The organism is Humiphilus diazotrophicus (assembly GCF_059726315.1).
In genome coordinates this window covers 92434-118668 of record NZ_AP040869.1, presented here as the reverse complement: position 1 = coordinate 118668, position 26235 = coordinate 92434, and the positions used below count along the sequence as shown (strand labels likewise).

Here is a 26235-nt window from a genome sequence, read left to right as displayed (position 1 = left end):
CTGCACTGCGATCAGATAGCCTTACGACTCTCTCAGTCCCGTTTCCGGAACACAGCACAGATCTCCCGAGGTAAGTTCAACCGCTTTCCCCGCACTGTCGCCGAATCTACCCTCCGTGCCCTTGATGGATATGGGCTTCGCAGCTAGCCGCCTACTCGCCCGACACTCAGGCCTCTCTATCCGGTTCTTGTTCATCGACTCGCGCTTTTGCTCCACGCTTCCTTTGCACCCAGCCTCACGGCTACGCACCTGCGCTTCGCTAACCTTCACCTCCATCAGGTTGGTTGAGGACTTTCACCTCTTAGCTGTTGAACATGTTCGGCACACGGCTGATGTTTCCAGGAGAAATTACCTTTCTCCTTTACACGGCGTATTTGCCAGCTACTGTCGTACTCCGGTTCAGGTAAACGGCGTGGATATTCGCGCTCCGAAACCAAGTAACAGGAAGATGGCATCTTTTGTCCTAGCGCTTTATGCGGGCGTTCTTCGTTGTATTCTCGCCGAAAACGATCAAAAGCGCGTTGTTGGGCTCGTCGATTGGCCGCTGGCGGCCGAGCCGTTTCCGCTTTCAAGGTGCGGTGCATTCGTTCGTGTCTACCGTTGTCCTGCGGGTGTCCCGGACGACTTCGCTCCGGCACGATTCCGAGTCTGATCAAATACACCGATAGCTGCGTGAGGCCCGCTAGTCCACAACTGCCAAAGGGCGCTCCATTGTCTGTGTGCAAAACCTGCGGTAATCCGTATTCCAGGAATGCCGCCTCTAAAATCGCCCGCACTTGCTCCGTGTTCGTCCGCTCCACGATTTGGCAGCGCAACAGATACCGACTACAAGCGTCCGCTAGGGTCAGCGGATCAATCCGATCGCCATCGCTGGTTCGAAACCATCCCTTGAAATCCGCGCACCAAACCCGATTCGGTCGGATGGCCTCCTGCATCGGTTGTGTGTACGCTGGAGCACGGCGCCGCCGACGTTGCCGGATAGTCAATCCTTCTCGCTTTAGCAGTTCGCCTATGGTACTTAGCGCAGGCCACCTTAGTTCCGGATGTCGTTGCTCTAGGTAACCGCGCAACTTCTTGGGGCCCCAGCGCGGATGCTGCCCGCGCAAGGCCAGCACCCTTTGCTCTATTTCCTCCGGCGTTTGGTTCGGATGCCAACGCGGTGCTCGGGGGCGATCCTGCAGTCCTTCCACTCCTTGCTCCGCATAGCGTTGCATCCAGATATAGCCGGTCTTGCGTGCAATCCCATACTCCCTGCACAACTCCGCCATCGTGTGAAAACCGCGCCCATACTCCATTACAAATCGGGTCCTTTCGTCCAAAACATCGCTCACTTTCCAGGGCATTCTTGCTTTCTACATGCCCTCGATGTCCGAACTGAAAGTGTTACCTATGTCCCCGGTTTAATCTGTTACCGATCTGCCCGGTTCGTACCACTGACTTTTTTCGGCTATTGGATGTCACGGGACCGAAGCTACATCGCTCCGACTGATGTACAGGAAAACATCATCTCTCAGTGGCAGCACTGGTACGCAACATATGGCGCGAAGTTCGAGTACAAGACACTCCAAAACCCGCCTCCAGAGAAATGGCTCTGGTGATGAACAAGTGCATTTAAACTTGCGCCGCCGGGAATATTAGCGACCCAACAGGCAAAGGAACAGGTCCGTGCGAATATCGCGAATACAGCAAAGAAGCACGAAAACCGGCCCGGATTCGGCCTATGGTAAGAAAATGGGTTTATCGGATGCAATACGTGGAAGTGCAACCTGTTTGTAGTTGATCTCACTAAACAAGCCTATGCATCCGCTGAAATCAATGGTCGTTATCTTACAGCGGGAGAATGGTCAAACAGGGACTAAAATCACGAGATGGCTTACGTTGAGACCTGATGTAGCACCAGAATCAGGAGACACGGCTGTACCAGACATTCTAGAGCAGTTGTAGGCGTGGATTCGAGTGGAATGCACGTAATGGCGGTGGAGGCTTCTGGAGTGGGCTGAAATACGGCTTTAGCAATCTGCTTCATGTTCATTCGTAGAACACAAGGAAATGGCCACCAAAGTGCAAGTTTTTGTTTGCGCAATGATAATAAGAGACAATTTCACCTTGCCCCATGAAAACAGAACATGTATCTTGTGTTCTAATTGGAATTCTTTTTGATTTTATTCCTTTCCTATTTGTATTTGTACAAGGCGATATCAGATAACCCCTAAATCTGTCATCTGGTAAATATCAATAACAAGGAGTGAGAATGACCGATAACTTTTTGCTCCATCATATGCTTCGTGCTTCTAGCATTCGTCATCCGGACAAGGAGGCACTGGTCCATGGAAACGAACGACTGACATTTGTGGAAGTGTGGCAGCAAACTCTGTCTTTGGCTTCAGCACTTCGGGACATTGGACTCCAGAGGGGGCAGCGAGTTGCAATCTATCTGGATGCCTCTATTTCCCAGGTTCTCTCCATTTTCTCGATCTCGTTAGCCGGTGGTGTCTATGTTCCGGTAAATACGATGCTATTTCCGGAACAGGTATTGCATATTGCTCTCGACTGTCAGATTACGGCGTTGGTTACAAGCGAAGAGAAGCTTCGCAATCTGCTTCCCCTATTAGCCAGAATCTCCTCTCTTCATTTTGTCGTCGTTGTTGCTAATGGAGCTCTCCCCCATCTTCCTGTTTCGTCCTTTCTAATTCGTGACCTTATTCGTCGCCCCATACCGAAATCATGGAGAGATTTTGGCGTTTCGAAGGATCTTGCGGCTATTCTCTACACCTCAGGTTCAACTGGCAAACCCAAAGGAGTGATGCTAAGTCATGCAAATATCCTGGCTGGCAGCGCCATTGTGTCTTCCTATCTCAAAATAACTCATCAAGATCGCATATTGGCTGTATTACCCTTCAGCTTCGATGCGGGCATGAATCAGCTTATGACCGCATTCCATCAGGGAAGTACTCTTGTACTTATCCACTTTTCTCTGGCAAAAGAGATCGTTTCTGCCTTGGTCAAAGAGCAGATCACCGGCCTGGCAGGAGTCCCGACACTTTGGAGCCTTCTGGTACAGCAGCACTCTACTTTGAGAGCAACGCCGTTGCCTCATCTACGATATATTACCAACACCGGCGGAGCCATGCCTCTGAATGTTCTGGCTTCTTTACGGGAGTGCCTGGGCACAACAGAGATCTATCTGATGTATGGACTGACGGAGGCATTCCGCTCGACTTATCTTCCACCCGAGGAGCTCGATCGTCGGCCGACCTCGATGGGAAAGGCAATTCCAGATACCGAAATTCTGGTCTTAAACGAGAACAATCAGCTCTGCGCACCAGGAGAGGTGGGGGAATTGGTACATCGGGGGCCAACGGTATCAATGGGGTATTGGGGCAATCCTGAAGCAACAAATCAAGTACTCAAACCCAATCCTCTCCTACCTACTGAGATGGGGGATTGTGAACGTGTCTGTTACTCCGGCGATCTAGTAAAAACAGATAGTGATGGATTCCTTTATTATGTGGGGCGCCGTGACACAATGATCAAATGTTCCGGTTACCGAATCAGCCCAACCGAGGTGGAAGAGATTCTCTTCCAGAGTGGAATGATTCGTCATGCGGCAGTAATAGGGATCCCGGATAAGATATTGGGACAGACGGTTAAAGCCTTTGTCCTGCCTCTCAACGGAAATACCGTCGATACGAAGGGACTGCTTGCTTACTGTTCTGAACGAATGCCACGTTACATGATCCCAAAGGTGATCGAAGTTCTTGATAAATTACCCCAGACCAGCAGCGGAAAAGTTGATTATCCAACCCTCCGCCGACGGGAAAATCTTTAATGTTTGTTGATTACAACTATCTATCATTGCCTTGTTATGACCCGAGAGGATAGTTTCTTGTCTTCTTGCTTATCCAGCACTCGAGGTTGGTAGCTTCGGGGGCGGGTAACTGCTTCCATTTCTTTCGCAATTGTCTCCTCCATACCTCCTTCATACAAATTGAAGTGAGTGCGACCTTCGAGATAAATAAACTTAGCACGGATGCCGAGCTCTTTCAGCGTGCTATCTAGTAACCGCACCGGCTCATCCAGGTGAAAGTCATCAGCAGTTCCTACAGCTACATGGATTTTATCCTGCAACAAGGGCCGGAGTCTGGTTGCGTTTCTTCGTATCAGCCCGGCAATATCATATTTCGCCCATTCTCTGGCAACACTGCTATCGATGACTCCGTTATCACGGTTGAAGAGAGGTTGTGGCTTGCCGTCTTTCCCCCGAGGGCTGAAAACCCATTCGAAAGACGCTATCTGTCCTCCGTAAACTCCAGCGACCCGTTCCTGGAGGGCATAATCCATCAGGGTCATCGTATCTTTCCCCTGCGTTCGAACCAGCATCTGGGGAGAACCATCTGCTTTGCGGTAGAAATTCGGAGATGGAGAAGCCTGTAAGTTGGAACCGAGAAAATTACGAAAGTCTGGAGGATCAGGTGCACTGACCCAGGTTCCGCCGAAAAACCTGGGGTAGTTTACCATTAGCCAGAGAGCTGCCCATCCTCCCGAGGAGTGGCCCGTTAGCAACCGACTCTCAGGTTTGCGCTCCATCCGATATTTTTCTTCCAGGTTCGGAATTAATTCTTGAGTAAGGGCAGTTCCCCAAGGCCCATTATTCACGGAATCGACAAATTCGTGGGTTCCCCCGGAGCAACTCTGGTCAAGGAATACATAGATCATCTCGGGAACTTTTTCCGCGGAGAGAAGCTGGCTGTAAGTTGGCACTACATATTTTGCAATGCTCTCTAACGTTCCACCAAAACCATGTGTCCAGTAGACAGTAGGAAACAGACGATTGGGATTTCTCCAATATCCAGGGGGAAGAAGAACCAGACCCCGCATACGGATAGGTCTTCCCCAGAAAGCAGATAAGGAAGGGCTGACAAAGTCAATCAACTTAGTCGATTTAGGAATAGAAAGTTCAGGTTGGGGTACCCGAGTATTCAGAAGCAGGTCGATGGGCACAGTATAGGCTGGATCAAGATGGGGAAGTGAGATTAACTGGGTTCGCAAGGAACCAGGAGGAGCTCCATCATATAGACCATAAGCGAAGGTATGTTCCAGATCAAGAATGGCCATCGCCTGATAATCTCCTGATGGCGCATGAGACATGGGTCGTGGAAAGGAGAGGTCATCCGGATCCACTTCAACGATCTCATCTTCTTTTAGCCCAGAGACCTCCTTAGCTGCAAACCAGACGCTCTCCGCCTGATAGCTGAACCCAGGAGAAAGTTCCCCCTGTGATTTTGCTCCGGGTGATAGAAAGACAATCAGGCGCCCGGAGACCGGCTGCTGCGCTAGTCCACGAAGAATATGTATGCGAAACCGAATTGGCGCAGAGCCGAGGGTGGATTGTGACTGGAGTTTCACCGGTTCAAATAATTGCCAGGCCAGACACACAATAAATACAGGGAACAATAATATCCTGAGTCCACGCATTACTCTATACCCCTCATCCTTCCTGCTTCAGCGCCTGCACAGGATTAATCGAAGCTGCGTGTAGCGCCGGATATACAGAAGCTAAAAGTGTAAGCACTAGTAAAACTAATACCGTCGCCGCCATTACTGGAAAATCCCAAGGCTGTATTCCCGTAAGCAAGGAGGTAAGAAAGCGTCCGCACCAGATTGTTGTAACGATGCCGATCGCCAAGCTTATTCCACATAATCCGATGGCTCTCCAGACAATCATTCCAATCATATTGCTGCGTGTCGCACCCACTGCGATTCTGACGGCGATCTCTCGTGAACGCTGGCCAACAGCATAGGACAGGAGTGCATATACTCCCGCTGAGGCGATAACTAAAGCCAGCACTGAGAGAGTAGCCACAAGGACTAAACCCAAACGGCGATTGCTGGTGGATGAGGCTATGACATCGTCCATGCTGGTGGCGTTATAGACTGCCTGATTTGGATCAGCATCGTGAATAACCGATTGTATCGCGCGGATGGAGGCTTCTGGATTTTCCTGTGTACGTGTTACATAACTCACAAGCTGCTTGAGCAGAATGTCCTCCCAGATTGTGTTGGAAGGTACTTGTCGAAATGAAAAGTAAATTTCAGGCTCGGGAGGCTGAGAAAGCGCCTGCTGGCGGGTATCCTGAACGACACCTACAATGGTCAATGAAATAGCATTCAGTTGCAGTTCTTTGCCGATGGGATCCTCTCCCGTCAGATATCTTTTCGCGAACGAATCGTTCACAATGGCCACGGCAGGATGATCGGGAATGTCGCTACGATTGAAAAAACGTCCACGCAATAGTGGAATCTGGAGCACAGAAAAATAGTCCTCACTGACTGCATTGAGGAGAGCCAAGGGAGGATTGTCCGGATTAGGTGCTGGATGTCCGGAGATACTGAAGCCTATATGAGTGTTACCCGCTTCTTTGCTTAGCGGCAGGTAGGTAACCAGCGCGGCTGCTTTGACCCCTGGGATCTCCTGAATCTTACTTAGCTCTGGGCTATACACCATAGTCGCCAAAGCTCGTGTGCTATGCGCAGCGACGGACGGCGAGGTCTGTAGGCGCAAAATATGCTCTGAGACAAAACCGCGATCCTCGTTCAACATTCGTAATAACGAGTGCAACAGCAGTCCGGAGGTGGACAGCAAAATGACCGCCAAGCTCAACTGGCTGATCACGAGAACATCTCGAGATAGCTGCCTGTTACGACCACCGGCCGAAGCCGTCCCATTTTCTCTGAGAACGGGCTCAATCCGCTGCTGGTTGATCTGCAGCACAGGGATAAGCCCGAAGGTGACCGTGGTTAGTACAGAAACTCCGAACATGACTAGGTAAACCTCATGATGGAGTTGTACTTCATGAATACGGAAAATACTTTCGCTACCAAATCTTCGCAGAAGGTAAAGCACGCCGAAAGCCAATCCAAGGCCGAAACCAGTCGCTAGAAAAGAAAGGACGAATTTCTCGATCAGGAGCTGCCTGGTCATTCGCCATTTATTTGCACCGAGTGCAGATCGAATGGCAAATTCACGCTGGCGCGACAAGGCATTTACCAACTGCAAATTTGCCACGTTCGAACAAGTGATCAAAAGTAGGATAGCAACTGCGGCTTGCAGGGCGAGCAGGGCGGGTCTGACTTTTTTTGTGACTTTTGTCTGGTAAGGGATGACAGTGATAGCTTTGTCCTTATCCTGTTCGTAAGCAGCCGCCAGCCTCTTTCCTACAAGGTGCAATTCCCTCTGCGCTTGATCAACCGTGACAGAAGGTTTGAGCCGTCCAATCACTTCCAGAAAATCAATTGAGCGATTTTGAATGGCCGGTGCAGGATGTAAGGTAAACCACAGAGCAGGATCGTGGGGTGGCAACAGAAATCCTTGCGACATCACACCGACCACTGTACAAAGAGTCCCATTGAGGTTGAGCTTTTCACCCAGCGCCGTCGTGCGTGCCTGGAATTGATTTCTCCAAAAGCTTTCGCTCAGCACCGTCACACAAGGTTTTCCCTCCTGATCTTCATCGGGTTGGAAATCCCGTCCAAGCATCGGATGAACATCCAGAACTCTAAAAAGATTGGCTGTAGTCTCCACCACGGTTAGATGAAGCGGTTCCTGCGAAGAGGGCTGTACCGCCATTTCCAGCTCATCATAGGCGGCCATTCCAGAAAAGGATTGAGCTTCCGTTCTCCAGTCTTTGTAATTCAACCACGAAGCAGAATCGGACGGACCTTCGGGATTCAGAGTTCCTAGCGACATGAGTTGCCTGGAATCCGAATAGGAAAGAGGCCGGAGCAATAGCGAGTCTATAATACTGAAGGTTACTGCGTTGGCTCCAGTTCCGAGCGCCAAGGTAAGAAACAGCATCAACGTAAATCCCGGATGCTTTTGCCAGCTACGCAGTTCATACCGAATGTCTCGCAGTATCCAGTTCATTACTTTCCTTTCCCTGATGCGCTAACTACACCAGCCTCAGTTTCCATTCTGCTTGTCTTCAGGCGCCCTGAAGGTTATCGGCAGAGCTGGTGTGCAGCGGTTCTTGCGTGTTCATCAATCGCAGATCGGGTCCAGCCGATTCTAGTGACTTTCGACGGCGTTCCTCGTCCTGAACAGCCTCAGGACTCTGAAGCAACTTATCCTCCAGGCGAAAGGAGATCACACCTTTCTTCTCCAAAGCTTGGAAATAGCTCACAAGCTTTTTATGGATAGCCTCGGGAGCCTGAGCCAGTAAATCTGAAACACCAAGCCGACGCTTAGTCGTTTGTTGCAATAATTGAAAAACCAATCGATCTATTTTTACGCAACGTGTCATGTTAATAATCCAGTGACTCTCTTTTGTTCCATTCTCTACAGGGTCAATCTGTTCCGCCCAACGACAGAATTCTGGGTATGTGGGTTCGATTGGTTGCTCCAGATGTTCGATAACGTATGCTTGGAAGCGCTTACGGTTCTGCAATATCGCTGCAAGGTCAAGACTGGAACATACCAGCTCTCCGTTGACTACTACCGATGAAACTGCGGCAATCTGATCACTAATTTCCCGAATAACGGCAGACTCTCTAGCCGGATGTTGTTTGAAAAACTCTTTGCCATAGGTGTTGTAATAGATCATCGAATGGAGCGAATCCGTACCGCCTGCCCAGGGGCGCCCGTATATCAGAGGAAAGACATCGCCGCTATTGTCGAACGAACCATCGCTGTCTTCCGCCAGAGTGAGATGTCCTTCTTTTTTATCCTTCAGTCGATAAGCCACCGCCCGGGGACTGTCAACACCTTGCACCTGCACTAGTTCGATGCCGAATTTTTCCGGATTTTTCGCAATGATTGAGGTCCCGGTGAGCAGGAATGTGCCGAGGCCGCCTGTCGACCAATAAGGTTTAGTTTTTCGAATGAACTGTTGAGTAGCCACCTTCTCGGTTCTTGTTTCTGTAGGAAAATCAGTAAAGGCCATCAACTGGCAAGCTATTCCCGCTAACGAGAAGTTCCTCATTGTAACATCCATATACTCGACCTTTGTGCCCTTATCGATCAGATCAAGTATGCGCTGGCTGCCTGACTCCATTCCGAAGGAGACACAGATACAGCCAGCATCTTTCATCTTCCGTGTACGTTCTTCGGAAAAAATTCGTTCCATCCTTAATTCCGCACTCCACCTGATATCGAGGCCGGATTCGAGGATGGCATCACAAAGGCGGTCCAGATAGCCTGGGGCCATAACATCGACAGCGAAATAGACATAGCGTATACCCTGGGAAAGAGTCGCCTCAGCCAAATCTTCTATCACTTGATCTATTTTTCGCTCACGCCAAGGGGAGGTAGGCCGGTCTGTATTCAGACCGTAATCGCAGAAAGTGCACCGGTTCCAGTAACAACCCCTGGTTGGAGAATAGTTGATTCCACGCTCCGGAGATAAATAAAGATCCCATGCATGATCATATTTAGGTTGTCCCAATTTCGTGACATTTTCGTAATGTATTACCGGTAGATTCAAGCGGTCCTGACCCTCCGCATAAGTAATAGTATTGGTAAATGTTCTCCCTTCCAGATCGCCGCCTGATGCGGCGATCTCACACATTGCAGTTTCTCCTTCGCCAATGACAATTGCATCGCATAAAGCGAAGATAGCCTTCATCCTGGATTTATCGCGCATATATTTATAGAGCTGGCTGATGGCTGTTCCTCCAAGAACGATGCGTTTGGAAGGCCAGCTCTTTTTCAGCATCCGGGCAAGCTGGAAGGCATGAAACAGCTGATGATCGTAAACAATGCTAATACCAAACAGATCGGTGCTCGCGAAAGTCGAATCCCGATCTATAACTTCCTCAAAATATTGAACAAATGGACTGCAGACGCGCTCTCCCAACTCGGGATTGAGTAGATCCTGGATACTCCCATTTGAAAACCGTCCCCGGGCAGCAGGTAAAAAATCATGGTACTCATATGGATAGGAAAGAGCACCCAGCAGATTCATGTAATGAGAAAGCACTTCGATGTTTTGCCTATAAAGACCAAAATCGAGAAACAGCTCTGGACTTCTCAATCCCGTAGCAGCCCTGCTGACGGCATCAGGTTCTCCACTCAGACTGGTTAGTAGGCGATAACACTCATCCTGTTGCTGAAATGAAAGGCTGTTTCTTTCTAGAAGCGCCGAAAGCCTCCGATGTCCTTCCTCGAAGATGAACCTCACTTTGTCAGGCTGAAGGAATCTGTCTACATATTCCGCGTTTAGATCGCGCAATGAAACTCGCTCAAATCCGTTTTTTAGAAGGTGGCCTTTTAAATACGCCGTCGAATGGTACGGGATGGTGGGATCATCCAGAGGTGGATGAATGAGTATAATGTTCATACGACAAACTTCCTCCGTGTAGAAGCACCGAAGATAGCAAGAGCAAATCAGGTCTAACTCAATGCTGCAAGACGGCGCAAGCCCATACTGCACCCAAACCCACTGTAAACAACATGAAGTAATCGCCCTTGTTTAATCTGCCCGCTTCTATGGCATCACTCAAATTGATCAGGAGATCAGAGCTGCAGACGTGTCCACAGCGCGCAATATTTTCGCCGTAAAGTCTACTTTCGTCAAAGCGCAAAGCCATGAGAATCCTTCGCCAGCTCGGCCAGTTAATATTGTGGGGAATAATCAGCCGGATGTCTTCCATGGTCAGTGATGCTTTTTCAATCGTCTTGCGCATCAATTGATAGCTGGCAAGGTAGTACGTTAGGTCAAACCTACTGCTTTCACGCTCCGACACGGCTGTTCCCTTATATAAAGATCCGTCGATATAGGTTGAAATCGCCTTCACCTGGTTTCGCTCACATCGGCCCTGTATAAACGCGCAACTGGCTCCTTCCCCCTGAAGGCTTATTCCGGTAATCTCTCGCATCTGGGAGCCGACAAAATAGTCGCACCCCAAAAGCAACACGTTTTGTGCGGTACCAGTGGCGATCATATTACGCGCTACACGCAACGCGGTGATTGGCGAAGCACAGTGTTGCCCAGCAACCGAGAAAGCCAGAGCGTTTTTGAGTCCCAGTCTTTTCTGCATTTCACCGACAAAGGTCCTTGGTTCAAGAGAAAGGAAGTTCATGGTGTGATACAGAAGAACAGTATCAATACAGAGTGGGTCCAAGTCATACTTTTGCAACAATCTCTGGACCGCTTTTTCTCCCATATCAAGCGCGTTTTCATGATCTGCTACATGTATCACTTGAAGTCCATAGGTTTGGCTATACATCAGACGGCGGGCTTCCGGCATACCGGTAGTGTTTGCCAATTGATCGACCGTTATGCTTTGCGGCAAATAATAGGCAGAGCCGGAAATACCGATACCACATGAAATAGGGTTCCCCTGTTTATTCATTCCTCACTCCGCAACGGTTCGTAACTGAGCAGACAACCACAAACTGAGCCGTCGGAAGAAAAGCTAAAGGAGATAATCTTGTCTCCCACCGATAACATAGAGGTCCGTCCGAGCTCTTTCAGGTTTGCAGCAATATCCGAACTTCCCAGATACCCAAATCGATTCAGTGCACTGGTTTCAAATCGCTCCCAAGAGATACCTGTTCTGTGCGCTATCTTGTGTAAGAGAGGAATGCAGCAGTTGGGTGGAATGACACTTTGGATTACTCCTGGTGAACAGCCGTACGAAGAAAATAGATGCCTCAAAGTAATGTCGGTGGCTTCCGACCAGTAATTCAACCTCTCTTCCTCTGTACTGCGGATTGTTGAAGGCGGCTTATCCCAGAAGTTCTCAAGAATGATGCACTCAATCTTGTATTGAAAGGTGTCGGAAGCAAGCAGCATTGCACTGCCACTGTCGCCTTGTATACCGATTCCTGCAAAGATTCTTGAATGTGGCGGCGCGAAGCGTTCCGACCCAACCAAGAGCAGCTTGGTCAGGGCTTCAACATGCAGCATCTCAATTCCTACTTTCAATGCAGCATAGGCTGAATTGGCACCCTTTTGGCCCACCATAAAAGCGGTTTCACATTTCAAGCCCAACTCAAAGTGCAGACGGCAAGAGGTACTCCAGGCTGGCCTAGTACTAAGCGTGGCTGAATAATAGATGACGCCGTCGATTTGTCCGACCCATTCAGGCCGATATCTCAGTAATTCCTTCCCGGCGTCAAGTGCCAGATCTGAACTGATAGCGTCAGAAACAAGCACACCTGATGTAGCAATCTGGCAATGTCGCAGGTATGTACTTTCTTTTTCCGATTTTTGCTTTCTAAAAAATTCAAACAGGACCTCTGGTTCGATCGCATAATCCTTCCAATCTTCTGACATCTCTTTGAAAGAGAACTCCGAATCAGCGGTTGCGAGATATTCTTCGGCTGTAATCCACTGGTCCGATGCGACGATTGTAGGTGCGCTGATGCCAATGTTATAATCGCGGCAATCACAGATTGAATATGCTGAGTTCATCTTCCGATATGCTCCACAATCCGTCGATAGCTGTGAGCAAAAGTTATAGTATTACCTGGACTCCCCGTTATTCCGCCGACAAATGGTTGTTAGTTCGAACGCTTCGAATCGACGAACTGTGTCAGGGCGGAGATATTCTGAAATAGCTCTGTTTGCAACTCATCTGCTGAAATCGTGATAGAAAACCGTTCCTCCATCGCCAGAACAAGTTCTAGGACAGACATCGAATCAAGTCCACAGTCTTCAAATAAGTTTGCGTCATCACGCACCTCACCAACTTTGGTGATCTGCATAACGATCTCTTTCAGAATCATTAATGTTTCGGTGCTGATCAGCATAGAAATGTCCTTATATGAATATGAGAAATACTTTTTCAAACAAAATCAGCTTATAGCCGTATCTATTTCCGCGGCGGGAGGCCTTACTCGAACAAGAGGTTGATACCTGAGCATGTCGTCGATTGTCGGAGGTATCCGAACCAAATGATCCTTGTCCTGATAGACCAGTACCTCGCTTGGCCAACTCCGGCTGAGAAACTCCAGCGGACTTGCAGTCAGGCCATAGGCCCCTGAATGCAGTACGCCAATCAGGTCTCCGGCCTCAACAGCGGGTAAGGGTACAGTCTTGCCTAATACGTCACTGGGAGTACATAGGGGGCCGCACACGACAGCTGTGGCCTCTGGTGTATCTTCCGTTTTATTAATCACTTGTATCGGGAAGTCTCGCTTGAGCAGGCTTCCCACCGAGACGGCTGCCTGGTGATGATTCATTCCGCCACTTACCAGGACATATTTTTTCCCTCGCGAAATTTTTACGTTACGTATTCGTGATACATATATCCCCGCTTCACCCACGAGGTATCTGCCGAGTTCCATCAACAGCCTGGTCTGCGGAAAGGTATTACGGAACTGGCGAAAGACATCATTTACTGCGTCGGCAAATCGTCTAAAGTCCAACGGCTGCTCACCCGGGAAATAGGGAATACCCAACCCTCCCCCTACATCAACAAACTTCAGTTCTATATCGCATGACTCGTGGATGCGGGCGGCCATCTCGAGAATTTCCCTGGTATTGCGTACAGCTACCGTCCAATCGAGGATTCTGGTGCCCACGTAGGAATGCAAGCCGATCAGTTCAATATTAGGTAACGATTTACTGCGTATGAGCAGGTTATGAACCTGCTCTTCGTCAATCCCAAATTGGGTGGAGGTTCCACCCATCTTCAAGCGTGACCCAGAGGCATCGAAAGCCGGATTGATCCGTAGCGCTACTTTGGCGCACCTTCCAAGACGGGACGCAACCCGGCTAGAGAGTTCTAGCTCCTCTCTTGATTCGACAATCAGGCATCCGATCCCGGCTTCAATAGCGGCTTCCAGTTCCAGTTGTGACTTTGAGGGGCCAACGAAAAATATGCGGGCGGGAGCAACTCCCGCGCGCAAGGCCACATGCAGTTCTCCCAATGACGAAACATCGACACCATCAACAAAGATATTCATCAGAGCTACAATGGAGATGTTAGGATTCGCTTTCATGGAATAGAGAATTTCAATTCCATCGAGGAGCGCCTCTTTGATTTGCGATACCCTTTCTTCCATGGCATCTCCGTCATACACATAACAAGGTTCACCATATTTTTGTACCAAAGCGACAATCGAGACATTGCCAACGTGTAGTACACCATTTCTAGCTTGAAGCATCAATACGCCCCTCAGTTGTCCAATTTCTTCTCAAAGCACCTGTCAGAGAGTGATTACTGCATTATTGAGGAAGAGGCAGTCAAGATTAGCGGAAAGAAAGGTATCGATTGCCTCCTCAGGTGTGTTAACAATAGGCTGCCCCTTAACATTGAAGCTTGTATTCAAGACGATTTCGAAGCCGGTTTTCTTGCCGACATGACGGAGCAGGCAATGAAATTCCGCATTGTCCTTTTCCGCAACCATCTGTACCCGGGAAGTTCCGTCAACATGAGTAACAGCCGGAAAACAAGATCGGTATTTTTCTCTCACGTTCACAATAACCACCATGTACGGAAGCTCGGTTTGCTCGGAAATATCAAAGATAACCGGCGCCTGCTCGCGAGAGACGGCTGGAGCAAAGGGTCGGAACGCCTCCCGCTTCTTTACCAGAGCATTGATGCGATCACGCATTTCCGGATGCCGCGCATCAGCCAGAATGCTTCGATTCCCAAGGGCGCGGGGGCCGAACTCCGTACGCCCACGAAACCAACCGATCACCTTGCCTTCGGCAATTCGTTGAGCGGCTTCTTCGCAAACTTCCTCTACCGAAGGAAGGATACGTATTTTGATGCGGCCTGAATAGGCGCTCGCGATATGATTCGTTTCAGCTTCAGAATATCCAGCGCCCAAGAATGGGACCGCCATGCGTCGGTTTTCTATCTCTCCGGCTTGCGCTGCCTGATAGAGAGCGGCGCCGATAGCAGCACCATCATCGCCGGACGCCGGCTGAATATAGACCTCATCGAACAGTGACGAACGGCATAGGCGGCCGTTAGCCGTACAATTTAGGGCTACACCTCCAGCCATTGCAATCTTCCGCAAGCCAGTTTGCTGGGCCAGTTCCGCAGCAAAATGTTGCAGAACCCGATCAAGAGTCTCCTGCAGCGCAGCAGCCACATCACAATATTCCTGTGTAATCTCAGCATCGGGATGACGTCGAAGCGTTAACTTCTGGTCTAGAAATTTGCGTACTTGAGCATATGTTTCGCGCTCATTCGGAGTAGAGGGAATCGAAAGTGCCGGTATATCGAGATCTCCTTTGGGTCCGAGCTGAACCTGCTCCTCGAAGAAAGCACGAAACCGACCTGGATCTCCATAAGGAGCAAGACCCATGATCTTATATTCATCCGAATTAAAGTCAAAACCAAGATGCAGAGTAATTAACGAATACAAAATTCCGATGGAATCCTTGGCTCGAACCTTGAAAAGCGGAATAAGCTTTCCGTTGCACCCACGATACCCGGATACACTGTCCATCTCTCCCATTGCATCAATTACCAGTACAGCACATTGATCCCATCCAGAGGTATAGTAGGCACTCGCAGCATGAGAAAGATGATGAGGGACATGACGCAATCGATCGAGAGGAAGGCCAGGTAGCTTCTCCATAATGGTTCTTCGAACTGCTTCGCGGGAATAAACCCGATGAAAGGTATCTGACTGCTGCGGAGTGCACAAGTAGCTCAGCCTGTGAGGCTCATAATCGAAACAGTGCACCAAGTAATCGACATCCGAAAGGGCGACGCCAGATTCTTTCAGGCAAAACTGAATTGCTTGAACAGGGAAGAGTTCAGAATGTTTTTTCCGGTTAAAGCGCTCTTCAGCGCTCGCTGCCACAATTCGTCCATTTACGATCATTGCTGCTGCTGCATCATAGCCCTGCACGATTCGATACTCCCGTTCTTCCAGTCCGGGGCATGTTTCCTTTTTGAAACGAGCAGTATTGTCAAGGCCGCTAAACCCGATGATATTCATTGCTTTCTCCAGTAGCAGCACTTTGGGGCTGATTGCGAGCGGCCCGCCAGGTACGTATCAGCCACAAAGAAGCCGTGATCAGAGTGCTATAAATCAACCGCAAGACGCCGTAAATTGCTAGTCCCTTCCACAACAGGCCACTCCCAATATCGATTAGGGAGATGATGCTGCGAGGAGAACTCGTAATCATTACCCAGAACTGCATAACCATTTTCGGATATGACGGCAGAATACCGAAGAGAATCTGTACGAATATAATCTTGATGAGTAAGACCGCAAAAGCAAGCACAGCGACTAGGTATCCATAAAGAAACCTTCGACTTTGCAGGGTAAGTTCGGAGAATGGATGACCATTGCTCAGTGGAATTCGCAAAAATTTGTAGACAGAGTGTCCTAGCCCTCGAATGACTCTCTTATTCAAATCTGCTATACCGAAGATATCGCCTATTAGCCAATAACCATCGTTTCTCAGGAAAGGGTTAAGGGCAATTGCAATCTGTAAGTCCGCAAAAAAGAAGCAGTAAACCAGAAGAGGATTATGCTTCCACAGAATCAGGCCCAAGAGAAAAAGTAATGTAATGCAATGAAAATAGACGCCGCCCAAGTCTACCATCGCACGTTGTTTCCGCTTCAGCTTCCAACAATCCGAAAGATCTGTATAGAAAACTGCAAACGAAAGGTAAAGGCCCCAGCCGATCTCCGCACGACGGTATCCAAAATAGTTGAGGGCAGCAGCGTGACCTAACTCATGAAATAATCCCAGGAACGAGGCTAGGAGTGTGACGAAAAAGAAATCAAAACCCTCTAGATTGTTGAGCGAGAAATGATGTTTAGGCATCACGTTCAGAAAGAAGACCGCCTGGGAAACAACAAAAACCGGCAGCAATGTAAAGAAGACTTTCCAATGAAACAACCATCTCAGCGGCGTACTTATGGCCGAGACAAATCCCGGCGAAAACAATTTTATTCTCAGATATAAATACCCACGGCGTCGACCTGTCTCGGTAACATTCATTTGCTGAGCATCAGGCCGCATCAAGAAGTGCTTGCTAAGGCAATATTGATAAATAAGAGAATTTACTTTTTCCTCGGTATAATGTGGGTGCTTGTCTATAAATTGCCGAACGAGCGCTGTTGTCTCCTGTCTACCGTCAAACTGTTGAAGAAACTCGACGACCTCTTTAGGCAAAAGATACCTGGACCGAACATCCTGATTATGGTCGGGTACTTCACAGACAAACATCGGTCGCTGTGAAGCTCCGTCAAATGGATGAACCTCCACCCTTTGATTGAAACACAGATATTCCGACATGTACCCTCGAACCCCCGATACACTGGACAGACACAGTCATGCTGCGCTGAATAATGTATGCGAGGAGTGGTCTTGGAACGATTGATTTATTTAGGGAAGAATTCAAGCAACTGCTTGATAGTTCTTCAGGAGAGGTCACCCGCCACAAACCCTTCCGATTCACTTATCTTTCATGATCTTGTCATCTTTCCCCTTTTACAATTAATCCGACAGACTTTGTCGGCAAGATATTTTTATGTCGAAGGAAAGACCGCAGCCGAGCTGCGGTCTTTGAGTTAACTAATTCGCGTTCGGTTTGATATTGATCGTGCACTTGGGGAAGAATTCCAGGCGATCTTCTAACTCAACAATCGAAAATTCCTCCAGAGAGAATTCTCGGGCTTCGAGCTGTTCCAGTTTTTCGTTCTCCATTTTCGATAACCTCCTTTCTTTAGAGAATACCCCTTGTTACCAAGGGATAACTTCAGTGCAGGACAGTACAAACGCCTACGAATCCATAGGGGGCTGCAAGAGACAAAATTGGTCGTCTCCCTGAAACAACACCATCCCTTTTAATCTCAGTTAACGTGTTTTGGCATGATTTGCTTACGAAACATCTGGCCTGATTGAAACGTCACGCATGAAAAGTATCGTCTCTACAGCATTTCGTCAAAGCGTAGTATTAACGTCATATCCTGTCAAGCATGAAATACGGTAAAAGCGATAAGATTCGGATGCTTGATTTTTAGAGCACCCGCGTCTGAGTAAGTCTGGGGGCAACTGGAAATAATTTATTGTTCCTGCTCAGGAGGCGCATAACCCCGATATATATTTGAGAAGACAAGAAATACTCAACATTTGAGTGACACATCGGACCAGCTTGAGATTCCTCCTACTGACAGAAGTTATTGAGGCGGAGACTTGACAGCTTAATCTTATTAAGGATATGTTGAGCCAGTTTTATTCTCAGAAGCTGTTTGACCACTTTACGTGGAGATCTAGTCCGGCATCCGATTCTGACAATACTGACCGTTGCCTGTTTTACGCCGGGATTTTTACAATTTCTGCCGTAGATACATAAAACCACAGTAGCGATGCTAGACCAAAGTTATGAAGCTAAAGGCATTCGAAGATTTAGGCGATACTGTTACGGCTAGATGGAAAGAATCCGGCAGACGCGAAGAAGCGTTTGTGGAGATCGCAACGATTGCGATTCGAGATACTGGTGTTTTACACACAGTAGAACCAACTGACATAGTCTCTTGGCTGATGACATCGGGAATGATACCTGAGCAGGACCCCTACGACTTCGGCCAGCCTCCCATCCGGGTTTACAACGGACAGGGATTTTACATTCAAGTATTGTTCTGGGTAGACAGCACGACATCTATACACGAACACAGCTTTATGGGGGCCTTTGGTGTATTGCATGGCTCTAGCGTGGAAAGCACCTATGCATTCACTCCCGAGCGAATGATTTCCGAGAGATTGATGGCAGGATGTATCAATCACCTCTCTTCCGAACTTCTCTACAGGGGCGATATCCATCCCATTTATTCCGGGGACAGATTGATTCATTCTTTGTTTCACCTTGATCGCCCATCGCTTAGTTTGGTGGTAAGGACACCGAGGCTCTCTTCCTCAAGGCCCCAGTACTATTACTCGAGACCCTACTTTGCTCTCCACGATGAAAATCTTCCCAAGTCAGCGCGAATCCAGTTCCAAATGCTGGAGTCATTGTGGACGTTTGACCGGACCTTGTTCTGGAAAGCTGCGCAGGAGTTATCGCTGTGCTGCGATCCGTATATTTTGCATCAAGTCCTGGCGATGGCCTATCGAATTTCCTCCTCGTCTCCGGGAAACTGGTCGACACTTCTAGGTATTGCATCTGACCGTGATCAATGGCTGGTGGATCGTATTCTCTCCTGTCTTGAGGAGGAGCGACGGACAGAGAAGCTAAAGGGATTGCGAGCAGATATACATGATCCGATGCACCGTTTCTTCCTGGCATTACTGCTCAATGTACCAAGCCGCGACGAATTATACAGGTTAGTCCATCAGCGCTTTCCTGAGGAGAGGACTTCCGCCCTTGTGATTCGCTGGTTGGGGGAAATTTTCAAAGAAGAGCGGGCGAAGCTCAGGCTGACGCCTTCGTGGCTATTGTTACTCAACCGGATTCTTGAAGATCCCGAATTTGAAAATTCAAGAACAACTTTGAATGAGTTATTCAAATGCAAAGAAGAGGGGGATGAAGAAAAGATCCGGAAGGCATGGACATATCTCCGGTCGGTCGATCTTCTCAAGCCTCTTATGACTACCACCGTTCATGCTCATTCCTTGTGAGCAGCGCAATGAGACACGAGACAATGGAGATTATGGAGTCAGGGATTACACGCGATGCATTATCGAATTGTTTCGACCATATCGAACAAAAAGCGCATATAAGCGCGAGCACCGCTCTATGCACGGCCAACCAGCTTCTCGCCTTAAAGGCTCTCTATTTGTTGCAACACAGTGGATGGGAGGCGGTGCGGTTTGCCGAACGAGAAGGAACTAGAACCGATATCGATCTGCTTTGGTTGGCTTCACTGCAGCAGCCATCACCGGCTAAATCGTCCATCGACGGAAGGCTTGTTTTCTGCGACAAGATGTCTCTTGCCCGCCCGGAAGAACGCCCCTTTCTGGCTTTCTTGCCACTTGACGGCGGAATTATGTGCATCGCTTCCTCCAGCGAAGAAGTTGATTTATCGACCTCTGTCCTCACTACAACTGGCCTTTCCGGTCTTGAGTTTAGAGAAATAACCGTGACCATTTCTCCCGAGAGTTTTCGCTCTGCTTGGAGAGGGGGAGCAATGTCTGGAAACCAACTATTTCATCAGATAGCCGCCGAAAAACAGCTCCTGTTATCTGCCGTGATTCTGGGAGTAGCCCAAGCATGCTTTGACTATGTTCGGGATTACTCTCGAAAGCGCATTACTTTTGGTAAGGCAATCGGACACCACCAGGCTGTGGCTTTAAAGCTTGCCGACACTATTACATTTCTAGAGTCATCGCGTTTGCTATGTGAACAGGTATGCTTATCGGGAAGAACCGGAACAGATTTCTTGCAGCAGGTAGAAGACATTTGGCAGTATATTTTAGAAATACCTCGGGAGATTGCTCCGCAGATGATACAGCTGATGGGGGGACACGGTTATCTCCAACAGCATCCAGTACAGCAGTGGTTCCGCGATCTGCAACTGCTGGCAGTTGCGGGCCATCCACCAGATCTTGCAGGCACTAACTTATAAACATGATTGACTTTGATCTTACAAAAGAGCAATGCGAGTTCCGTGACAGTTTTCGTAGTTTTGCCTCCAGTTATCTTCGACCATTTGCCGTGGCGGCCGACCTCACAGGAGAACTTCCTCACATCATGTTTCGCCAGTCGGAGATCCTCACAGCAATGCAAGCCTTCCTGCCCATAGAGTTTGGTGGGGGCTGGCAGATGGCACCTGGGCATTGTTTTGATATCGCTAGAGACCCGTTACTGAAGGTGATAATGAATGAAGAGGCAGGCTACAGCGATGCCTCGCTTTTTATTTCGCTTCCGGGTCCCGGTCTTACTGTTCCTATTGTTGATGCATTCGGAACCTCAGCGCAAAAGAAGAAGTTATTTGCAACATTCAACCACGCGAACCAAGGTCGTTGGGCGGCATTTGCGATGACAGAGCCCTCGGCAGGCTCCGATTTCACAGGGCTCAAGGCCACAGCTGTTGAAGAGAAGGACGGTTATGTTTTAAATGGCACCAAGTGGTTTGTCGGAAACGGCTTGAGGGCTGAATGGGTGATTGTTTTCGCTAGTACAAATCCTAAACTGGGTCGCTTTGGCATCAAGGCCTTTATTGTCGAACGCGGTACACCTGGCTTTGAGGCAAGCAGGATACTGGACACGATGGGTTTTCGTTCCGTACAAGTATCTGAACTAAAGTTCGTGGAATGTCGTATCCCTAAAGAAAATCTATTATGTCCCACAAATGCTGGAAAGAAAGGAGGCTTTGATGGTAGCCTTCTTACTCTTCAACAGTTTCGTCCAGCTATAGCAGCCCTGGCTGTCGGAACAGCTCGTGCGGCGCTGGAAGAGGTGGAACAGTTGGTCTCCCAGAACGGCGCCTCTCATTTCAGAGCAGTGAACTGGCGAAAGACTAGGCATTTTCTAGATACTTGCCGGGTTCGGATACATGCTGCACGGTTGCTCTGCTGGAAGGCGGCATGGATTGCACGATCAGGTGGAGATAGCTTTCCACAAATATGTATGGCGAAGGCCTTTGCTGCCAAAATTGCCATGGAGGTTTGTTCCGCCGCAATGGAAATTGCCGGCGTGGCTGCATTTCGAACTCACCCATTGATTGAGAAACTTCACCGAGATGCCAAAGCCTTTGATCTGCTGGAGGGAACAGGCGATATGCAGCGACTAATGTTAGCTAAGGCTATCCTGCGGAAATCATAGAGACAACAAAAACATTCCTGAGGGCACAGAAGAGGGCCACGGCATGCCGTGGTCCTCTTCCGTATTATTTAGGCAGGAACAGTTAATTAATTCGCGTTCGGCTTGACATTAATTTCGCACTTGGGGAAGAATTCTAACCTGTCTTCAAGCTCGATAATCGAGAACTCTTCAAGAACCAGCTCTGTCGACTCGATTTTAGCCTCCTTCTCGTTTCCCATATCCGTTAACCTCCTTTCTTTTAGATATACAAACTTTCATAAACCTTGTGTTCACGCGTACAACGCGCGAAACAACAATCGGCGGGAATCGTATTACCGTGATTGTAGATAGTCTCGGATAAAAGTGTGATCCAACAGCAATGGTTATCTATTCAGAATATAACCACGCCATCATCGGAATCGCTTCCACATCGCTTATGACTTCAAAACCTCAATAAAACCGAGGGTGGAAAGAGCTTTGACACAACTTATAGCTGAGTTGCTATATTTAGGCAAGGTATTTTTATCGATACCATTCGTAATTAGGTCGGATAATAGCTGCTTGTCTTTATGTTTAATCTTGAAGACGCGCAAAGTTCTGACATTCACGAGTATGATATCTTCTCCTGATCGGATGGGAGCTATTATCCGAGAATTGATGTGTAGACGGCAGGAGTCAGGCGTCGCGATCTCTACATCACAATCCGCTGAGGACGATGTTACGACAAAGGGTTGATGTATAGAAACGCGCCATCGATGGAGTAGGCATACGCCTTCCCATTGTATGGGGTCTGCTACAACCAGGGTCTCAACCGCGCGAAACAAGCTGTTCAGAGTCTCTTGCACGAAGCCTTCTTTCCCGCCAGCTTTTTTGGGGGGATAGATTGGATATGCCGGGTGAATGATACCTCGTTCTACTGGATCTCCGGGGTCAAGCAGACCCTGAGTTCTGCTTGTAAAGATCGGAAGCAAGGGTGTTTGCATATTGATAGACAACTGCATTACACCGGTTTTCATATGAATCGGGTAACCAAAACATTCGAGCTGGCTTTTGTTGCTGGGTCCTTTCGCTCCATCCATTCCGGAGTTTCCGTCAAAATATAAAACCACTATTTGATTTCTGCGAAGTGCCTTGGCAAGGAAGACAACGGCTAGACTTTCATTTTCTACATCAAGAACCTGAATCGTTCCGTTCCCGAGTAAAGCAGGGCCATCCTCCCGGCTGATGTCGGAATCACTATCGCTCAGTGCCTTAAGACGACTTCTCAGTCCGTATGCAGAGTTAGAATCCAACCCGATGACTAGGTTGTAGCCCATGGCTGTTAGGTCATCGACGATGTAAGAAGAGATGCCATAATGGGCTGTAGTGATAATAAGTCCACGGCCTTGCGCGAGAATGGAATCGATTAGCCCCCTATTCCATCCACTGAGGCGGATCGGCAGCTCTCGCTCGGAGCGTCTTCTCTGGGCAAGAGTTGCGGCATCAACATGGCCTTCCCACTGCTTCCACAGCCGAAATCTCACGCAAGCAATCGCGAGGTCTCTAATCTCTGCCGCGGACTTTTTGTCGCCAAAAATCGAGAGTAAGTTGATATAGTAATAATAATAATTAAATATACTAAGCCCATGTTCATCAAGGCTATCCAGACATCTGCGAACTTCGAGAGGGGTTACGGAGAGGTCCTCAAGAAATCCGATCATTATCCTGGCAAGTTTGGCTTGGTCCGGAAGTAAGTCGGGAGGTAGACGATCAGCTGAAATCCCTTGGATGGGGCGTCTGGGCACGGTCTTGTTTCACCTGAGAAGGGTTTAATCCAGAAGCAGGATTCATCGCCATAGTTTCAGTGCTTCCGAAAAACGGCGTTGTGTCAGCGTAATCAAGGTTCTTTACAAAGGTCAAGAAGAAAGAGAGCTGAAACGGCTTATCGCCTGATAAAAGCTCTCAATTGTATTGCGACAGCTAATCTATACTTCTCTGTACACCAAACGTGTCTTCGAGGGTACCGTGCGTGCGCCGTGCTCTTAGAGTAGTGGAAGGCTTCGTTTAGCTTCCCAAATGTGCAGAGGCACCGATTTAGCTGCCGCGCTAGTGTAGTCCGTCGTTAATCTCATCATTTAATTAAGGCAGACTTGGCACGAGAAACCTTTTCCAGGATGTCGTTGGCCTTAGCAGTCCAGATGAAAGGTTTAGGGTTCAGGTTATGGTGGTCGATGTAATCGCCTATGGCCATGATGAGTTGTTCAAGATCGAAGAAAACACCTCGGCGGATGCGGTTGACGGTTAGGTCGCGGAAGAAGCGTTCAATCATATTCAGCCAAGAAGCCGAAGTAGGAGTGAAGTGCACCTGAATGCGCTTGTGTTTGGCCAGCCAGCGCTGAACTGCTGGATGCTTGTGTGTAGCGTAGTTATCGCAAATGATGTGGATCTGCTTGCCGACAGACACAGTCTGGTCGATCAGACGCAGGAACTTCAGCCACTCCTGGTGGCGATGCCGCTGCTGACACAGACCATAGATCTTACCGGTGGCGGTATTGAGGGCGGCAAACAGCGTGGTAGTGCCGTTGCGTTTGTAGTCGTGAGTCATAGTCTGGCCGCGGCTCTTCTTCATTGGTAAGCCAGGCTGTGTGCGGTCCAGAGCTTGTATCTGACTCTTCTCATCGACCGACAAAACTAACGCATGTTCGGGTGGACTCAGGTAGAGGCCGACGATATCTTCCAGCTTATCTGCGAAGTTCGGGTCGTTGCTAATCTTAAAGCTCTTGACGAGATGTGGCTTGAGCCCGTGTGCGCGCCATATGCGACCTACACTAGACGCAGAAAGACCCATGGCACGGGACATAGTGTTACGAGACCAGTGTGTAGCAGCCTCTGGTTTGCTTTGCGTCGTTTTGCTGATTACTTCGGCAACCGTCTGAGCGCTGATGGTTGGCTTACGCCCCGGACGTTGCGCATCCCGAAGCAGACCTTCGAGGCCAAGGGCAAGGAAGCGTCCGCGCCACAGTGCTGCCATGCGGGGAGCCACCCCTAACTGGGCGGCAATCTGCTTATTCCCTAAACCTTCGCCGGCCAGCAGCACAATGCGGCAACGTTCCGCTACTCGCACCGGTGTAGTCCGCCGCCGTAGCAGCCTCTGCAATTCCGCTCGTACCTCAGAATCTAGCCCAACGGTTGGAGCTACGCGCATACTCGGTCACCTCAACTGTACATGAGATGTCCTACACCTCATAAACGCCTTTATTTATGGCGAACTACACTAGATTTATAGAGGTCGGTCCACGCATTTTTTCAGCGCCGAGTGAGATATCGGTCGAAATACAATGCTTGTCGGCGAAGAAAGCCTCAAAGCTCTCAGAAATGCGAGTTAGTGCTTGCTTCTGCACGGATCTCGATTTGATAAAACTCGTGCGACGAATCCGTTCCGCTTAGAGCCTGTTATTAACTTTATTCCTTCTCAAACAAAGAGATAGGGAGAAGGGAGAAGGGAGAAGTATCGGACGATGAGGAAATGGGCAATAGCCGAGGGGTTGGATATCCCAGTGATATAAGTGACGAGGAATGGGCCTTTGTAGCACCATATTTGACGTTGTGCAAGGCGGAAGCCAAGCAGCGAGAGTACAAATTACGCGAAGTCTTTAACGCTATGCGCTACGTGGTGCGGACAGGGATTCATTGGCGGATTGTTTTGAAGCAATGGTAGAGGACCTACGCATGTTGTTACGTGAATATGCAGGGCGCAAGCGGCAACCGACAGCCATGATTTTGGATAGCAGAACGATACAATCCACGCTCGAATCCGGTTGGCGGGCTGGCTACGACGGAGCCAAACAAAGAAAAGGCTCCAAGGTGCATGTAGCCGTTGATACGCTTGGTCATTTGTTAGCCCTCCATGTCACCCCGGCCGACGAGCAAGATCGAGCTCAAGTGGGACAATTAGCTGAAGCGGTACAAGAATTGACCGGAGAAAATGTGGAATTGGCCTACGTGGATTAAGGCTATACCGGAGAAAACGCCGCCAGTGACGCCGCTGAGCATGGAATCCGACTTGAGGTGGTCAAACATACAGAAGCCAAACGTGGTTTTGTTCTCCTCCCACGCCGCTGGGTGGTAGAAAGAAGTTTTGGTTGGGCTGCACGCTTCCGCCGACTCGCCAGAGACTATGAACGCCTCGCCCTCACTCTAGCCGGCCTTCACTACCTCGCTTTCGCTATCCTTATGCTTTCTAGATCAAAGCTTCATTTGGGAATTGTGTTTCGCTGTAAAGGATGAAGATGAAGTTGTCCACTCCTGTCGCTGGTCTGAGCATAACAATGAAACCATGGAGCGGGTGAACAGCTTCATTTAACTAATGCCTTTTGAGAGGAAAGGGCGTGTATTTGTCCTATGCCTCTTTTCCTAAACGGCTGATCTGGATTTTATTCTTGTACCCCTTACGTCCGATAAGAAAGATTCTGTATAGCTAAGATACAGACGCCTTTTAGAAATGTCATATCCCCGCTCAATAGAGCCATAGTGCTCGCGGGATGGCCTAGTGCGAATGAGCGAATTGCGTTGGCGGCTTTCAACAACTGGCTG

General features: G+C 48.9%; 17 protein-coding genes and 1 pseudogene. 5 read left to right on the top strand and 13 right to left on the bottom strand.

Features of this window, described 5'->3' with window-relative positions; all coding sequences use genetic code 11:
* Positions 1-275 precede the first annotated feature (275 nt).
* Positions 276-1343 carry an IS481 family transposase gene (locus tag AC6I7T_RS00470; protein WP_497788221.1) on the bottom strand — a complete coding sequence of 356 codons (1068 nt, stop codon included), beginning with the start codon at positions 1341-1343 and terminating at the stop codon, positions 276-278.
* 908 nt (positions 1344-2251) lie between these two features.
* Here AC6I7T_RS00470 and AC6I7T_RS00465 point away from each other — a divergent pair.
* Positions 2252-3829, top strand: coding sequence for an acyl-CoA ligase (AMP-forming), exosortase A system-associated (locus AC6I7T_RS00465; RefSeq protein ID WP_497788220.1), 1578 nt, complete (start codon positions 2252-2254; stop codon positions 3827-3829).
* A gap of 23 nt (positions 3830-3852) precedes the next feature.
* Here the strand turns inward: AC6I7T_RS00465 and AC6I7T_RS00460 are convergent, their stop codons facing one another.
* The 10 genes from AC6I7T_RS00460 to AC6I7T_RS00415 form a co-directional block, all read right to left on the bottom strand.
* Positions 3853-5475, bottom strand: a complete 1623-nt coding sequence (locus AC6I7T_RS00460; protein WP_497788219.1) for an alpha/beta hydrolase-fold protein — start codon at positions 5473-5475, stop codon at positions 3853-3855.
* Positions 5476-5488: 13 nt separating this feature from the next.
* Positions 5489-7924, bottom strand: coding sequence for an ABC transporter permease (locus AC6I7T_RS00455; RefSeq protein ID WP_497788218.1), 2436 nt, complete (start codon positions 7922-7924; stop codon positions 5489-5491).
* 58 nt (positions 7925-7982) lie between these two features.
* On the bottom strand, positions 7983-10334 hold the full coding sequence (locus AC6I7T_RS00450) for a B12-binding domain-containing radical SAM protein (RefSeq protein WP_497788216.1): 2352 nt from the start codon (positions 10332-10334) through the stop codon (positions 7983-7985).
* Positions 10335-10392: 58 nt separating this feature from the next.
* Positions 10393-11349: a 3-oxoacyl-ACP synthase III family protein gene (locus AC6I7T_RS00445; protein ID WP_497788215.1), complete on the bottom strand. Its 957-nt coding sequence runs from the start codon at positions 11347-11349 to the stop codon at positions 10393-10395.
* Entirely contained in the window at positions 11346-12413 is a 1068-nt protein-coding gene (locus AC6I7T_RS00440; RefSeq protein WP_497788214.1) for a hypothetical protein, read from the bottom strand. The genes AC6I7T_RS00445 and AC6I7T_RS00440 overlap by 4 nt, the downstream gene beginning before the upstream one ends.
* Positions 12414-12502: 89 nt before the next feature.
* Entirely contained in the window at positions 12503-12751 is a 249-nt protein-coding gene (locus AC6I7T_RS00435) for an acyl carrier protein (protein ID WP_497788213.1), read from the bottom strand.
* Positions 12752-12796: 45 nt separating this feature from the next.
* A complete protein-coding gene (gene lysA, locus AC6I7T_RS00430) occupies positions 12797-14110 on the bottom strand; it encodes a diaminopimelate decarboxylase (protein WP_497788212.1) in 1314 nt (437 codons plus the stop codon).
* Between the two features lie 42 nt (positions 14111-14152).
* Positions 14153-15904, bottom strand: coding sequence for a carbamoyltransferase family protein (locus tag AC6I7T_RS00425; protein WP_497788211.1), 1752 nt, complete (start codon positions 15902-15904; stop codon positions 14153-14155).
* A complete protein-coding gene (locus tag AC6I7T_RS00420; RefSeq protein WP_497788209.1) occupies positions 15885-16817 on the bottom strand; it encodes a hypothetical protein in 933 nt (310 codons plus the stop codon). Before AC6I7T_RS00420 ends, AC6I7T_RS00425 begins: the two co-directional genes overlap by 20 nt.
* A 678-nt stretch (positions 16818-17495) precedes the next feature.
* Complete coding sequence (locus AC6I7T_RS00415; RefSeq protein ID WP_497788208.1) at positions 17496-17627, bottom strand: hypothetical protein; 132 nt, start codon at positions 17625-17627, stop codon at positions 17496-17498.
* A gap of 678 nt (positions 17628-18305) precedes the next feature.
* Here AC6I7T_RS00415 and AC6I7T_RS00410 point away from each other — a divergent pair.
* Genes AC6I7T_RS00410 through AC6I7T_RS00400 form a run of 3 tightly spaced genes read left to right on the top strand, consistent with a single transcriptional unit; the run spans position 18306 to position 21684 of the window.
* Positions 18306-19538, top strand: a complete 1233-nt coding sequence (locus AC6I7T_RS00410) for a cupin domain-containing protein (RefSeq protein WP_497788207.1) — start codon at positions 18306-18308, stop codon at positions 19536-19538.
* An 8-nt stretch (positions 19539-19546) separates the two neighbouring features.
* The gene (locus AC6I7T_RS00405) at positions 19547-20485 is read left to right on the top strand and encodes an acyl-CoA dehydrogenase family protein (protein ID WP_497788206.1); all 939 of its coding nucleotides are present in this window, start codon (positions 19547-19549) and stop codon (positions 20483-20485) included.
* A 2-nt stretch (positions 20486-20487) separates the two neighbouring features.
* The gene (locus tag AC6I7T_RS00400) at positions 20488-21684 is read left to right on the top strand and encodes an acyl-CoA dehydrogenase family protein (protein WP_497788204.1); all 1197 of its coding nucleotides are present in this window, start codon (positions 20488-20490) and stop codon (positions 21682-21684) included.
* A 413-nt stretch (positions 21685-22097) separates the two neighbouring features.
* Here AC6I7T_RS00400 and AC6I7T_RS00395 read toward each other — a convergent pair whose 3' ends face one another.
* Positions 22098-23363 carry a hypothetical protein gene (locus AC6I7T_RS00395; protein WP_497788203.1) on the bottom strand — a complete coding sequence of 422 codons (1266 nt, stop codon included), beginning with the start codon at positions 23361-23363 and terminating at the stop codon, positions 22098-22100.
* Between the two features lie 410 nt (positions 23364-23773).
* Positions 23774-24847, bottom strand: a complete 1074-nt coding sequence (locus AC6I7T_RS00390) for an IS630 family transposase (RefSeq protein WP_497788202.1) — start codon at positions 24845-24847, stop codon at positions 23774-23776.
* A 321-nt stretch (positions 24848-25168) separates the two neighbouring features.
* On the opposite strand from AC6I7T_RS00390, the pseudogene AC6I7T_RS00385 reads away from it, so the two are divergent.
* A pseudogene (locus tag AC6I7T_RS00385) lies at positions 25169-25929 on the top strand (IS5 family transposase).
* The last annotated feature ends 306 nt before the right edge of the window (positions 25930-26235 follow it).